Origin of the sequence: Marinobacter pelagius (assembly GCF_900114925.1) — a bacterium.
Taxonomy (GTDB): Bacteria; Pseudomonadota; Gammaproteobacteria; order Pseudomonadales; family Oleiphilaceae; genus Marinobacter; species Marinobacter pelagius.
Map to the genome: position 1 here is coordinate 272278 of NZ_FOUR01000003.1, position 13779 is coordinate 286056.

At 59.3% G+C, this 13779-nt stretch carries 11 protein-coding genes; 3 read left to right on the forward strand and 8 right to left on the reverse strand.

All coding sequences use genetic code 11. From position 1 onward, the window contains the following. Positions 1-60: 60 nt before the first annotated feature. Complete coding sequence (gene putA, locus BM254_RS08255) at positions 61-3687, reverse strand: bifunctional proline dehydrogenase/L-glutamate gamma-semialdehyde dehydrogenase PutA (RefSeq protein ID WP_092001520.1); 3627 nt, start codon at positions 3685-3687, stop codon at positions 61-63. A gap of 174 nt (positions 3688-3861) precedes the next feature. Continuing rightward, positions 3862-7365: an NAD-glutamate dehydrogenase gene (locus BM254_RS08260; RefSeq protein WP_092001523.1), complete on the reverse strand. Its 3504-nt coding sequence runs from the start codon at positions 7363-7365 to the stop codon at positions 3862-3864. Positions 7366-7524: 159 nt separating this feature from the next. Between BM254_RS08260 and BM254_RS08265 the strand changes: the two genes are divergently transcribed. After that, positions 7525-7977 carry a winged helix-turn-helix transcriptional regulator gene (locus BM254_RS08265; RefSeq protein ID WP_092001526.1) on the forward strand — a complete coding sequence of 151 codons (453 nt, stop codon included), beginning with the start codon at positions 7525-7527 and terminating at the stop codon, positions 7975-7977. 17 nt (positions 7978-7994) lie between these two features. Here BM254_RS08265 and BM254_RS08270 read toward each other — a convergent pair whose 3' ends face one another. Further along, positions 7995-8747, reverse strand: coding sequence for a hypothetical protein (locus tag BM254_RS08270; RefSeq protein ID WP_092001529.1), 753 nt, complete (start codon positions 8745-8747; stop codon positions 7995-7997). Between the two features lie 99 nt (positions 8748-8846). Between BM254_RS08270 and BM254_RS08275 the strand changes: the two genes are divergently transcribed. Further along, positions 8847-9602, forward strand: coding sequence for a spermidine synthase (locus BM254_RS08275; protein ID WP_092002213.1), 756 nt, complete (start codon positions 8847-8849; stop codon positions 9600-9602). A gap of 7 nt (positions 9603-9609) precedes the next feature. Here BM254_RS08275 and mtgA read toward each other — a convergent pair whose 3' ends face one another. Next, complete coding sequence (mtgA, locus tag BM254_RS08280; RefSeq protein ID WP_092001532.1) at positions 9610-10311, reverse strand: monofunctional biosynthetic peptidoglycan transglycosylase; 702 nt, start codon at positions 10309-10311, stop codon at positions 9610-9612. A 161-nt stretch (positions 10312-10472) separates the two neighbouring features. Here mtgA and BM254_RS08285 point away from each other — a divergent pair, with 161 nt between their 5' ends. Next, positions 10473-11168: a pseudouridine synthase gene (locus BM254_RS08285; RefSeq protein ID WP_092001535.1), complete on the forward strand. Its 696-nt coding sequence runs from the start codon at positions 10473-10475 to the stop codon at positions 11166-11168. Positions 11169-11192: 24 nt separating this feature from the next. On the opposite strand, the gene BM254_RS08290 is transcribed toward BM254_RS08285, so the two are convergent. The 4 genes from BM254_RS08290 to BM254_RS08305 all read right to left on the reverse strand — a co-directional run bounded on the left by BM254_RS08290 (position 11193) and on the right by BM254_RS08305 (position 13739). Further along, the gene (locus BM254_RS08290; RefSeq protein WP_092001538.1) at positions 11193-11558 is read right to left on the reverse strand and encodes a thiol-disulfide oxidoreductase DCC family protein; all 366 of its coding nucleotides are present in this window, start codon (positions 11556-11558) and stop codon (positions 11193-11195) included. Between the two features lie 122 nt (positions 11559-11680). After that, positions 11681-12247, reverse strand: a complete 567-nt coding sequence (gene efpL / locus BM254_RS08295) for an elongation factor P-like protein EfpL (protein ID WP_092001540.1) — start codon at positions 12245-12247, stop codon at positions 11681-11683. A gap of 76 nt (positions 12248-12323) precedes the next feature. Beyond that, positions 12324-13088, reverse strand: coding sequence for a DUF2182 domain-containing protein (locus tag BM254_RS08300; RefSeq protein WP_092001543.1), 765 nt, complete (start codon positions 13086-13088; stop codon positions 12324-12326). A gap of 15 nt (positions 13089-13103) precedes the next feature. Next, positions 13104-13739 carry a DUF1326 domain-containing protein gene (locus BM254_RS08305; protein WP_092001546.1) on the reverse strand — a complete coding sequence of 212 codons (636 nt, stop codon included), beginning with the start codon at positions 13737-13739 and terminating at the stop codon, positions 13104-13106. Positions 13740-13779: the final 40 nt, after the last annotated feature.

Consider the following 13779-nt stretch of genomic DNA (forward strand, 5'->3'; position numbering starts at 1 on the left):
GCAAAACAAAAAACGCCGCGCGGGTTTAGGCCCGGGCGGCGTTTTTCATTCAGGATGGCGTTACTCAGCCGAGGCAATCAGGCTGGCGTTACCACCGGCTGCAGTGGTGTCCACACACAGGTGCCGCTCGATCACGTAGCGCTGATCCAGCTTGTGCTCGGTGATGATCGGCAGAAGGGCGCCGTCGCGCTTGGCCAGAGCCTGGCGGTACTGCTTCAGCAGCGGCTTCTCGGCCACGCTGACCACCGCCTCGAAGCCGGACAGCTCAGTCAGGGCGTCCGGATCAAGCACGCCGTTGACCGCCACAATGGGCAGGCCGGACTTGGCGGCATCCGCCACCTTCTTCTCGGCATCCGGCGCAATGACCACAACCTGGTTGCCCTGGGAAAGCGCGGTTGCGGCCTGTTCCATGGCTGAGTCCGCATCCGGCCCCAGGCACAGGATCACGCCCCGGGCATGGAAGGACAGGTGGTTCTGCTCGCCGGTGGGCCCGGGCATTTCCAGGTAGCCCTTGTCCATGGGCGCCGGAACCTCACCGAAGAACGGCTTCAGGGTTTCCTGACGTTCCTCCGGCTTGGGTGCCTTGACCGATGCAACCTGGTTGATCAGCTTCTGTGCCTTGTCCGCACCGATAACCTTGTCGCTGGAGCTGGACTGCTTCTCGACAGTCTCCCCTTTGATGAAACGACGAACGTACAGCGGGCCACCCGCCTTCGGTCCGGTGCCGGAGAGGCCTTCACCACCAAACGGCTGGGAACCGACAATGGCGCCGATCTGGTTCCGGTTCACATAGGTGTTACCCACGTGGATCCGGCTGGCGATGTGCTCTATCCGGCGGTCGACCCGGCTGTGGATACCGAAGGTCAGGCCGTAGCCCTTGGCATTGACGGCGTCCACCACCTTGTCGATGTCCTTCGCTGCAAAAGTAGCCACGTGCAGTACCGGGCCGAAGATTTCTTCCTCGAGCTCCTCGATGCCGCTGACCTTGAGCACCGCCGGGGAAACGAAACGTCCCTTGCTCGGCACTTCCACTTTCTTCAGCAGCTTGCCTGCCTGCTCGAACTTGTTGCAGTGGTCGACAATCTTCTTCTGCGAGGGATCATCGATCACCGGGCCGACGTCAGTGGACAGCTGCCACGGATCACCGATACCCAGTTCTTCCATGGCGCCATAGAGCATCTCCAGCAGGTTATCGGCAATATCCTTCTGGACGTAAAGCATCCGCAGTGCGGAGCAACGCTGCCCGGCACTCTGGAATGAGGAAGCCAGCACATCCCGCACCACCTGCTCCGGAAGCGCGGTGGAGTCCACGATCATGGCGTTCAGGCCACCGGTCTCCGCCACCAGCGGCGCGTCCGGCGCCATATGCTCGGTCATGGCGGTGTTGATACGCTGGGCGGTGGCCGTGGAGCCGGTGAAGCACACACCGGTCACGCGGGCATCGGAGGTCAACGCGGAACCCACGGTGGCACCGGTGCCAGGCAAAAGCTGAATTGCATCCCGGGGAATACCGGCCTCGTGCATCAGCTCAACCGCACGCACGGCCAGCAGAGATGTGTGCTCGGCGGGCTTGGCCACGACCGCATTTCCGGCCGCCAGGTTGGCCAGGATCTGGCCGGTAAAGATCGCCAGCGGGAAGTTCCACGGCGAAATACAGCACATGACGCCACGGGCCTCGCCATCCTTCTCGTAACGAATGCCTTCATTGGCGTAATACATGGCGAAGTCGACGGCTTCACGGATTTCCGCCACCGCATCCAGCAGGGACTTGCCGGCTTCACGGGTGGTCAGGGCGAACAGCTCGTGGGCATGCTCCTCGTAAAGATCACCCACCTTGCGAACACAGGCCGCACGTTCCTCGGCAGACCTGGCTGACCAGCCCTTGAAGCCCTCCTGGGCCGCGTCCAGGGCGGCGCTGATATCAGCTTCGGAAGTAAAGGTGATATGCCCCACCAGGTCATCCGGGTTGGCCGGGTTACGGACCTCGTGCACCTCATCGCTGGAGGATTCCACCGCCAGCACGGGGCCACCCTTCCACTGGTGCTCCCGGAACTTGCCGCGGCCTTCCTCGATCTCGGCGATAGTCACCGGATCCGTAATATCCCAGCCCTTGGAGTTGCGACGCTGGTCACCGAAAATCTTCGCCGGCGGCACGATGGCCTTGCTGGAGATGTTCTCGCCCAGTGCCAGGACCGCGTCGATAGGATCCTTGGCAATTTCTTCCGGGGTGATGCTGGTGTCAACGATCTGGTTCACGAAAGAACTGTTGGCGCCGTTTTCCAGCAGGCGCCGTACCAGGTAGGCCAGCAGGTCCTTGTGGGCACCGACCGGTGCGTAGATCCGGCAGGGTACGCCGCTGTCCTGCAGTACCTGATCGTGCAGGGACTCACCCATACCGTGCAGGCGCTGGAATTCGAACTGAGAACGGTCAAGATCCTTCGCCAACTCCAGAACCGCCGACACAGAGTGTGCATTATGAGTGGCGAACTGCGGATAGATGCGGTCAGTCATGCCCAGCAGCTGCTTGGCACAGGACAGGTAGGAAACATCACTGCAGGCCTTGCGGGTGAACACCGGAAAATCGGTCAGACCCATCACCTGGGCACGCTTGATTTCGGCATCCCAGTAGGCGCCTTTTACCAGCCGCACCATGATGCGGCGATCCAGCTTCTCGGAAAGCGCATACAGCCAATTCAGGGTCTGGGCGGAGCGCTTGCCAAACGCCTGAACCACCACACCAAAACCGTCCCAGTTTTCCAGCTCAGGATCGGAGAGGATGGCTTCGATGACATCCAGAGACAGGTCGAGACGATCCTGCTCCTCGGCATCGATGTTGAAGCCCATATTCGCGGCCGCCGCCTTTTTGGCCAGTTTCAGGGCGCGGGGCATGAGCTCATTCATCACCCGCTCCTTCTGACCATACTCGTAGCGGGCCAGCAGCGCGGATAGCTTCACGGAAATGCCCGGGTTGGTGCGGACATCGCCTTCGCAGTTTTTGCTGATGCTGTCGATGGCGTCGGAATAGGCCTGGTAGTAGCGCTGCGCGTCGGCATCGGTACGGGCGGCTTCACCGAGCATGTCATAAGAGTAGGTGTAACCACGCTCAACGTAGTACTTGCCACGGTCCTGGGCTTCTTCGATGTCGCGACCCAGAACGAACTGGCGCCCCATCTCCTTCATGGCCTGCCCGGCCACGGTGCGAACCACCGGCTCGCCCATACGCTTGACCAGCTTGCGCAGGGTCTCGCCCACGCTCTGGCGCTCGGAGTCCTTCAGCAGGTTGCTGGTCATCAGCAATGCCACGGTCGCGGAGTTGATCATCCCGGACTGGGCCTTGCCTACGTGGGCGCCCCAGTTGCCGGAGGTGATCTTGTCTTCGATCAGATCGTGGATGGTGAGGTTATCCGGTACCCGAAGCAGGGCCTCGGCCAGACACATCAGGGCAACGCCTTCCTTGGTGGTGAGTCCGTATTCCGCCAGGAACTTCTCCATGATGGTCGGGCGGGCATTCTTGCGGACGCTACGCACCAGTTCTGCGGCACGGGCGGAGATCGCCTCGCGCTCGGACTGGGACAACTGGGCGTCAGCAATCAGTTTGTGAATCACCGCGTGCTCGTCCGCCAGATAGTTCTGCCGGATCGCCTGGCGATGCTCGTTGAGGTCAGGATTCACTGACTGCTGTGTCATAGTTGTACCCTCTTCGCTGTTTGTCTTGTATCGCTCGCATTTTACCGAGAATGAAAAAGACGATTTGCCCATAAAAATACATAGGGCAACACATTACGACTTTTTTAATAAATCAAAATCCACCAAAGAACTATGAAAGTGTCACGTTATAGCCATGCTGCCCTTTGTCATGGATCATAGCGCCTCCCTGGAAAGCTCCCTGAGCACGCTGTGTGCCACTGAAAACACCGCACAATCCACGTCGTTGGCGGCCTGCATATCCCCGAGCACCCGCTCCCAACGGCCCAACAGCGGCTGCCTTGCACTTCGCCAGGATTCCAGCTTTGCCTCCGGAGTAGGAACGTCGCCCTCGGCCGAATCGCCCTGAGCCAGCACGGAGGTTGTCAGGCCCCGCAACTGCTGGTCCAGTTCATCCCGATAATGGACCGTTGCCAGCACCTGCCAGTGCCCATGGGCCCGATAGCCCCGCATTTGCCGGTCCAGCCAGGTCAGGTTCAGACTCTCCCCCAACCGGAAGTAAACCCAGGCCACGAACTCCAGATCCTGCCCGAGCTGGCTTGAGATCTCGATCATGTCCATCAACCAGTAACGGCTCTCAGCCGAAGCGCAGTAAGCGGCTAACGCTTCCGGCACCTCTTTTTCCCTGTATTCAGCATAGTGGCCATACCACCGACTTTCAGGTATGACCGAAGACAACCGCTCGATGGAGGCCAATACATCCGACAAAGCCCCCCGGTACCGGGCCTGACAGTCAGCCGGGTCCAGGTGGTTGCGCCGGTTGTGCAGCAACCAGGCGGTGCTTCGGGTGACCAGGTGAATGACATCGCTGAAAAGGTCAGCCTGCACCGACGCATCAACCCGGCCATCCAGTTTTTCAATGGCTTCCCATTGCCGGTCTACGTCGTGGATCTCGACTGAGATCAGGTAGGCGGCGGCGATGCGGCCTGCATCGGCTCCGGTGGTATTGCGGATCCGCTCCACCCAGGTGATACCCATGCGATTGACGATGTCGTTGGCAATCTGGGTTGCCACGATTTCGGCTCGCAGCGGGTGCGCCTCGATGGCCTCCGGGAATGCTTCGCGCATGGATACCGGAAAGGCGGAGAAAAGCGCCCGGGAAAACCGTGGATCCCGGACAATCGGAGCGGCCATGAGTACCTGTTTGAGCTCTATCTTGGTGTAGGACAGCAATACCGAAAGCTCGGGTCGGGTCAGCCCTCCGGAGCGTTCACGCAGCTCATCATCGTCCGGCAGGAATTCCAGTGCACGGTCCAGCCGCCCATCCGATTCAAGCCGACGCAGCAGACGCTCATAACCGTCTCGTGATCCGACCTTGCCGGTGCAGGCCAGACTGAGCGCCATGGCCTGGCGATAATTGTTGCGTAGTACCAATTCCGCCACTTCCGGCGTCATCGCCCGGAGCAGCTGGTTACGCTCGCCCAGCGTCATTTCATCCCGGGCAACACGCTCGTTCAGGAGGATCTTGATGTTCACTTCATGGTCGGAGCAGTCCACTCCGCCGGCGTTATCGATAAAGTCAGAATTTGCAGAACCTCCAGCCAGGGCAAAGGTTACCCGACCCCGCTGGGTGACACCGAGATTGCCCCCCTCACCCAGCACACGGCAGCGCAACTCGGGACTGTCGACCCTGAGTCCGTCGTTGGCCCGGTCCCCGACGTCGTCGTGGGACTCCGAGGACGCCTTGATATAGGTGCCAATGCCGCCGTTCCAGATCATGTCCACCGGCGCACGGAGCAGCGCCCGGATCAGTTCGTTGGGTGCCAGACGCTGGGCATTGATGCCCAGAAGCGAGCGCATTTCGGGTGATAACGGAATCGACTTGGCGGAGCGGGCAAACACACCCCCGCCTTTGCTGATGAGGCTTCGGTCATAATCGGCCCAGCTGGAGCCCGGCAATGCGAACAGACGATTGCGCTCGGCAAATGACGCCTCTGCATCCGGGGATGGGTCGACAAAAATGTGCTGGTGATTGAACGCACCCACCAACCGGATATGTTCCGACAGCAACATGCCGTTGCCGAATACGTCACCGGCCATGTCGCCGATGCCCACCACGGTGAAATCCTCGGCCTGGGTGTCCAGTCCCTTCTCAAGGAAATGGCGCTTCACCGATTCCCAGGCACCCCGGGCGGTAATGCCCATCTTCTTGTGGTCATAGCCTTCACTGCCGCCGGAGGCAAAGGCATCGCCAAGCCAGAACCCGTACTCCCCGGCCAGGTGGTTGGCGATATCGGAAAACGTCGCCGTCCCCTTGTCTGCGGCCACCACCAGGTAGGGGTCGTCGTCGTCATGGCGGACCACGCTGGCAGGCGGTACAACAGCGCCGTCCTCAAGATTATCGGTAAGATCAAGCAAGCCGCGAATGAAGGTCTGATAACAGGCAATACCCTCAGCCCGAAGCGCCTCCCGATCACCCTCATCAGGCGGCTGCTTGACGACAAAGCCGCCCTTGGCACCCACCGGCACGATCACCGAGTTCTTGACCTGTTGTGCCTTCACCAGCCCCAGAATCTCGGTCCGGTAATCCTCGATACGATCGGACCAGCGCAAGCCACCGCGGGCAACCCGGCCGGCTCGCAGGTGGACGCCTTCCACCCGGGGCGAATAGACAAAGATCTCGAAACGGGGCCGGGGTTTGGGAATGTCGGGCAGCGAGGATGGGTCAATCTTGAAGGACACGTAGCCCTTTGGCTGGCCGGTTTCCTCCGGCTGGTAGTAGTTGGTTCTGACCGTGGCCTGGATCAGGGCATGGAAGCGACGAAGGATACGGTCATCATCCAGGCTTTCCACCTGTTCCAGCGCAGCAAGGATCTCCTTCTCGATTGCCTCGATACGCTGGGCTCGCTCTTCGGCCTCCACATCTTCCGGTTCAAATCTGGCCCTGAACAGGGAGACCAGACTGGCGGTGATATCGAGATGGCGGGCCAGCGTGTCGGCGATAAAGGGCTGGCTGAAGCCAAAACGCAGCTGCTTGATGTAACGCGCGTATGCCCTCAGCAACGCGACCTCCCGCCATCCCAGGCCTGCCGCCATGACCAACTGGTTGAACTCGTCGTTCTCGGCAAAACCGTTCCAGATTTCCCGGAAAGCTTCCTGAACGAGGGGCTTCGCCGTCCTGAAATCGGCATTCCGGCACCGGGAATGAAACGCCACCGTAAAGTCACTGACACCAAAGGCCTCACCATCCCGACGCCGGATTGCGTAGGGATGCTCACCCAGAACCCGCATCCCGAGATTCTCCAGGATAGGAATCACATCCGACAGGATCACCGGACTGCCCTGGCTGTATAACTTGAAGCTCAGCTGGCCTGCGGCGTTATCGCCGGAATTATAGAAGCCCATGGGCACATCGGAACTGATGGCGATGGACTGGATCTGGCGAATGTCTTCCAGGGCTTCGGCCACCGGAAAGCGGGCCCGATACGCCGAAGGGAAACTGCCACTGAAAAGCTGGGCATAACGCCCGCCGAGGGTGTCGCCAAAAATCGTGACAAGCTGGCTGTGGAGGTCATCGTCCCATGATCGGGATTCCTCCATCATTTTCGCCACTACCTGGCGAAGATCGAGTGAGTCATCGGCTTCGACATTCTGCTCATCAAGGGCATTGGCAAGCTGTTCCAGCAGGCTTTGTTGTTGTACTGAGCGGGAATCGGTCATCAATCTTCTCCGGGCGGTATCCACAGGGCGATACGGATTCATGCCAATCCAGTATACTCAAGACCCGAAAGTCACTTTGACCATATAGTTTCAAAACGCAGGAAATTCGCTTATATTGGAATCTTTACATAGACATTAAGCTTGGCAGGAGACCAAATTATGGTCGAACTGGATAGAATTGATCATTCGATTATCAGGGAATTACAGAAGAATTCCCGGATCACCATCACCGAACTCGCCACGCGGGTGGGTCTCTCCAAGACACCCTGCCAGGTTCGCATGCGGCGACTGGAAGATCAGGGCTACATCACCGGCTACACCGCCCTGGTAAACCATACCAAGCTGGGACTGAGTCACGTTGCCTTTGCCCACGTCACCCTTTCCGACACCAGCAGCAGTGCACTCGCCGCCTTTAACGAGGCCGTCAAGGAAGTTTCCCTGGTGGAGCAGTGCCACATGATGGCAGCGAACTTTGATTACCTGCTGAAGATCCGGACACGTAACATGGCCGAGTACCGGCAGGTACTCGGGGAGCAGATCTCCAGCCTGCCCCACGTGCTGCAGACCAGTACCTTTGTGGTCATGGAAAATGTGAAGGACACAGGCATCTGAACAAAGGAAGAGAACGATCAGCTGACAGCCTCAAGCCCGAGCTCATGCTTGTACAACACATTGCCCAGCCCCAGCACGATCCGTTCCACGGAGACATCGGCAGACACGGGACTCTCACCGGGTTTTGACCGGGCTTCCAGGATCAGCACCATCCTGAGCAAGTCCAGAAGTCGGATGACCAGGTCCAGGATGTCGAAGTCGTCCGGCGCTGCCGCCATCTCGCGAATCACAAACGCTTTCGCGGACTCAACAATGAACGCCTGATGGGCGTCGAGGGCACGGGTGTCCAGAGTGCGGACCGACTCGAAGCGCTCCTCCCGCTCCCGCCGGATCGCCTCCATGCATAGATCCCGGGAATGCTCCGGAGACTCCTCCTGGCGCAACAGGCCGGCCAACCGGAAATCCACCGTGCCCTCATGGCGCAGCTCCTCGAATTCTTCTTCGAGGCTCTTGCGGGCATGGGGCAGATACTTGCGAACAGCCCGTTCCCGGGCCGCGATCAGGTCATCGAGGGACGCGGCGTTCACCATGCCGGTCATGACCTGCACGCAATACACCAGGTGTTCCCAGATCTCCGTCGTGATCCGCTCCGGATCGGCAGGCAACACCCGGGCAATGGAAACAAAGCGGAAATACAGCGTGGTGACTTCCTGTTCGCTGAACCCGGATGTCCGGATAATCTCGGGCAGACCGATACGCTCCACGTCTTTGAGCAGGCGTGGAAGCAGGATCAGCACGTAGTGCCGGGCACCTTCAGACAGGATTGTCATAACAACGGACCTGCACGAACTCTCGCAATCGGATAATCTCCATGGGCCGGGCAATAAGCCCCTTACTCACACCATAGCCGATAACCACACATTTTCATGATGCCGATACCTGAAATCCGGGGTGAAATTGTCCACGTGACCCGGGATGCCCTGGGCAACATCCTGGTCATTGACGACCGCAAGCACCGGGTACTGAGCTTTGACTCCATCTTCGAGCAGAGCAAGATCGCCCGGGCCACGCCGTACCTGCCAGTGCATGAATACAGCCGCGCCATGCTCATACCCGCGGCGTTCACCGAGCCGGCCCATGTGACCGTGCTCGGCCTTGGGGGAGGTGCCCTGGCCCACGGCCTGTATCGACTGTTTCCGGAGTGCCGGGTTCACGTCATTGAGCTGCGCCCGAAAGTCCTCGAAATAGCGCGGGAGTGGTTTGCACTGCCGGATTCCGATCGGATGGAGGTCACCATCGCCGATGCCCGCAAGGCGGTCGCGGAACTCCCTCCGGCCAGTACCAATATGATCTTCACCGACTTGTACAACGCCGATCGCATGAGCCCCGCCCAGGCCCAGCGCCGATTCATCAAGGATTGCTGCACCGCGCTCACCGACAATGGCTGGCTGATCCTGAACTACCACAAGGTCCCGGATGAAAGCGGCAGTCTGTTCCGGGAACTGGTGCGCCAGTTCCCCTGCCTGCTGTACTTCCACAGCAAGACCAACAACACCGTCATTTACGGCTGCAAGGAACCTTTCTACCCCTGGCCCCTGGATGTACCGCACCTGAAGGAATTGGAGGAACGTTTGCCCATCGGCTGGCGCAAGCTGATGAAGAAGCTTTCGATGGTGGAGGACTGAGCCGGAATCACAGGTTCTTCAGATAACCCAGCCCCAACTGCCCCATCTGGCGACTGATCCAGTTAACCCGCTCCCAGACATACGCCGATGGCTGGTCTGCGCGGAAAACCTTGGGGTTGGGCAACACCGCAGCGAGCATGGCGGCCTCGGTTCGGGACAACTGGTTTGCCGGAATCCCGAAAAAGACCCGGCTCGCCGCCTCGACTCCATAGATACCCGGCCCGAACTCCGCAATGTTTAGGTAGACCTCAAGGATACGCTCTTTCGGCCACAACACCTCCAGGGTAACCGCAAGCCCCGCCTCCAGGGCTTTCCGGACAAAACTCCGGCCATTCCACAGGAAAAGATTCTTCGCGGTCTGCTGGGTAATGGTGCTGGCACCACGCAGCCCCTCACCCTGGATGTATTCCTCCAAGGCGCTGTGAATAGCGCTGAAATCCACGCCCCATTGCTCCGGGAAACGCTGGTCCTCACTGGCAACAACGGCCAGGGGCATCCAGGGTGAGATCTGTTCGTAGGGGACCCACTCCTGGCGGATATCCTGATCGGGATGATCGAGCCAGTACCCGATTATGAAGGCTGAGGTCGGCGGGTTCACGAACCGGAACAGAAGCAGCAGGAGCACCGAGGCGGCGAGCGCCCCCAAAAAGCTCCAGGCCAACCAGCGGAAGGCTTTTCGAACCAAGGATTCAGGCCTCCGGCGCGCCATTGTAGAATTGCTTTTCGAAGGCATCGGTTAAAATGGGCTTGGCAGGTCTCTCTGGCATGGATGCCATACTCTTCCGGAAATCTGACGAGGCATTACTATACCGGGCAACCTTGCACCAAAACACCGGCTACAGATTACCTGATCGTTAGTATGATTAAGCTATGAAACTCTCACGCATCCTCAGCAATCAGAACGGCATCAGCCGCCGCCAGGCCAATCTTCTGCTTGCTGCCGGCCGTGTTCGCGTTGATGGCGAAATCTGCCGGGACGGTGGCCTCGAAATAAGTCGATTCCGGGAGGTCTGCATTGATCAGGAGCTCATACAGCGCGCGGCCCCGGCCTATTACCTGATGTTGAACAAACCGGCTGGTTATCTGAGTGCTACCGAAGATCCGGTGCATCCCACCGTGATGGAACTGATCGAGCCCACCCTGCGCGATCACCTGCACATCGGCGGCCGCCTGGACCGTGCCAGCACCGGACTGTTGATCCTGAGCAGTGACGGCCTGTGGTCTCGGCGATTGACCGAGCCCAGGGTAAAGATCCCCAAGGTCTACCGGGTCACCACCGCCTACACGATTTCTCCTGAGACCGCCGACCGCTTCGCCGAAGGCATCTGGTTTGGCTACGAACAGCTCAGAACGTCTCCGGCCCGACTGGAACAGATGGGGCCGACAGAGGCGAGGCTTACCATCTACGAGGGACGCTACCACCAGGTCAAGCGCATGTTCCATGCGGTAGGCAACCGGATTACCTCATTGCACCGGGAAAGCATGGGCAGGCTGGTGCTGGATCGGGAACTTGCCGTCGGCAACTATCGGCCTTTGACCAGCGATGAGATCAGCTCGGTGTTTTGACCATCGAAAGCACAGAAACGAGGCTCAACCCTGCCCGGAGAGTCTCCGATCCACCCAGGAGTGATAAAGCCGTGCCAATAGAGGACGAATCACCGGCAGGCCAATCAACCAGGCCAGCGGCTTCAGTACCGGGACGCGGGACATCAACAGGATGTAGGCGTCCATCTCCCGGTGAATGGTGCCTTCACTGTCTTTCACATGCAGCTCACGTAGAGCGCTGTCCGGATCGATACCTTCCTGGCGCAACACCTCATCACGGCCGGTAATATCCAGCCACTCAACGGACTCGCCGGTCTTCCCGGCCAGCTTTTCATACCACCGGCGATCCTTGATACAGGCAGGGCATGAACCGTCGTAGTACACCACGAGTTTGCCAGAGGAATGCTTCATAGCGTCCTCCCCCAAAGGTTGGGAATGACACTATTACCCTAACACGAAATCAGGGCGCGGGTGCCGGATTGCCAGCGACTGAAACCAGGCCCGGCAACGTACCCTCGCCCTGATGGTGCAGATCAGGCCCGGCTCAGGAACTTCCGCTCTTCCACGTTGATCTTGATGCGGTCACCGGTGGAGATGTGCTCGGGCACCTGAACCACGAGGCCCGTGGTCAGCCTGGCCGGCTTGGTCCGGGCGGTGGCGGAACCACCTTTGACAGAGGGGTCGGTTTCTTCGATCTCAAGTTCGACCGTCGGCGGCAGGTCGAGGGCCACCGGGGAATCGCTGACGAGAATAACCATCAGCCCTTCAGTGTCCTCGCTGATGAACAGAAGCTCGTCGGCGATTGCTTCCTTGTTGAGCATGTACTGGGTGAAATCCTCAGTATCCATGAAGACGTACTCGTCACCGTCGGCGTACGAGAAGGTGGCCGGCCGGCGAACCAGGTCGGCCTGGTTCAGCATGTCGGAGTCCTTGAAGGTTTCGTCCAGCTTCTGGCCGGTCACCACATCGTACATACGCATGCGGTAAAGGCTACCTCCGGCCCGCCCCTGGGGCACGGAGCGCTCGATATCCTTGACGAAGTAAACCCGTCCCTCGTACTCAACGGCCTGATTCTTTTTGATTTCACTGGCTTTTGGCATTGCTTGTGGTCCCGAAAAAAATGAAAACTAGGGAGCCTGATATACCACGACTTCGGACGATAAGCGATAGCGACAATCAGGCAGAGGCGATAACCACAATGCCCATGACTATCGCCGTCACCCCCACCCCCTTCGCCAACCACTCGCCACCGGGCACCGTTTTCTCGAGCAGAACGATGACCGCAAGGGCTGCAATTACCAACAGATCCATGACACCGCCAACAAACAGGAGGGCCATCAACGCGCCACAGCACCCCACACAGTAAGCCCCGTGGATAATGCCCATCTTGAATGCCCCGCTCAGGCCCGGGCGCCAATGACGGGTAATGAAAAACAGCGGGCCCCGGCAATGCTTCAGGCATGCCTGCTTGAGAGAGGAAAACTGGTAAAGGCCTGCGCCAATCAGGATGATTCCGCTTAGAACGACACTCTGGCTGCGCATCATGGGGCTGAGCAATGCCCACTCTTCAAGCCGCCATTGCAGGGTCGTGGCAACCAGGCTGAACAGTGTCCAGAGAAAGAAATAACCGGCACAGAACAGTCCGGTACCCAAGGCTTCCCGAGCCAGTTTGTTGGTCCTGGCCACCTGGCGGTAAAGCAGGACCATGGGAGCCGCACTGGGAACCATCATGGCCACCATCATGACGCTCCACATCACGAACATCATGACAAAGTAGGCAGGTGTCCACTCTCTGAGCATCATGGAACCGCCCGCTGACATGGCAGACATGTCAGCCGCCATATCAAACAGGTACCACCAGCAAACACCCGCAATCGCCAGCAGTGCCGCCAGCGTAACCAGTGACGCCCGGGGCATGCCCCGGGCGTTTATCCCGACCATGTGTCTCACCCGAAACTATCGGTAGACGCCGCTGGGGCCAATATCCAGATGCGACAGGTGGCAGTGTGTGCCATCAAACCCCATGGGTACGTCAGCCCGGGCATTGGTGCGCCCACTGGCTACTTCCGCAACCGCGTACTCGAAACCTTCAGGCAGGTCTATGCGGGCCCGGTGCGGTTCACCGGAAATGGGATTGATCACCGGCTCGGCGTTGCCTTCAATCAGGTCCGCCACCCGTACCTGCGCCTTGCGATTCTCGACATCGCAGGAAATCTCGATCGGGCAGAAAACCGGGTCATACATCTTGGTCAGCGTGCTGGCAAACACGTTGAAGAAGGTGGCTCCGGGCTCAGACGTGTCCCCGGAGAGGATCGCCATCAGGGCATCCCGCTGTTCAGTCGTTGCCCTCTCGTCCACAAAGGCCTGGGCCTGGCCGTTGCCTTCATGAATGGCACCGGGCCACTTCAGTGTCATGGCGAAGGACAGGCCATCCAGGCGGGTCTCTCCAAAATATCCGTCCTGAATTTTGACTGCCGCAAAAGCATGGCAGTCCCCGTGGGTGGGACGGGCCATGAACTGACAAGGACATCCCGGATCACAGTTGCAGTTCACAAACTCCAGTCCCTTGATTCTCCAGTCTGTATTGTTCATCTCCGTTACTCCTTTCTGTAACGCAGCCTCACCCGTCCAG

Excerpts from the sequence above, each read along its gene's own strand:
- putA (WP_092001520.1), bottom strand. The coding sequence starts at position 3,687 with ATGACACAGCAGTCAGTGAATCCTGACCTCAACGAGCATCGCCAGGCG.
- BM254_RS08260 (WP_092001523.1), bottom strand. The coding sequence starts at position 7,365 with ATGACCGATTCCCGCTCAGTACAACAACAAAGCCTGCTGGAACAGCTT.
- BM254_RS08265 (WP_092001526.1), top strand. The coding sequence starts at position 7,525 with ATGGTCGAACTGGATAGAATTGATCATTCGATTATCAGGGAATTACAG.
- BM254_RS08270 (WP_092001529.1), bottom strand. The coding sequence starts at position 8,747 with ATGACAATCCTGTCTGAAGGTGCCCGGCACTACGTGCTGATCCTGCTT.
- BM254_RS08275 (WP_092002213.1), top strand. The coding sequence starts at position 8,847 with ATGCCGATACCTGAAATCCGGGGTGAAATTGTCCACGTGACCCGGGAT.
- mtgA (WP_092001532.1), bottom strand. The coding sequence starts at position 10,311 with ATGGCGCGCCGGAGGCCTGAATCCTTGGTTCGAAAAGCCTTCCGCTGG.
- BM254_RS08285 (WP_092001535.1), top strand. The coding sequence starts at position 10,473 with ATGAAACTCTCACGCATCCTCAGCAATCAGAACGGCATCAGCCGCCGC.
- BM254_RS08290 (WP_092001538.1), bottom strand. The coding sequence starts at position 11,558 with ATGAAGCATTCCTCTGGCAAACTCGTGGTGTACTACGACGGTTCATGC.
- efpL (WP_092001540.1), bottom strand. The coding sequence starts at position 12,247 with ATGCCAAAAGCCAGTGAAATCAAAAAGAATCAGGCCGTTGAGTACGAG.
- BM254_RS08300 (WP_092001543.1), bottom strand. The coding sequence starts at position 13,088 with ATGGTCGGGATAAACGCCCGGGGCATGCCCCGGGCGTCACTGGTTACG.
- BM254_RS08305 (WP_092001546.1), bottom strand. The coding sequence starts at position 13,739 with ATGAACAATACAGACTGGAGAATCAAGGGACTGGAGTTTGTGAACTGC.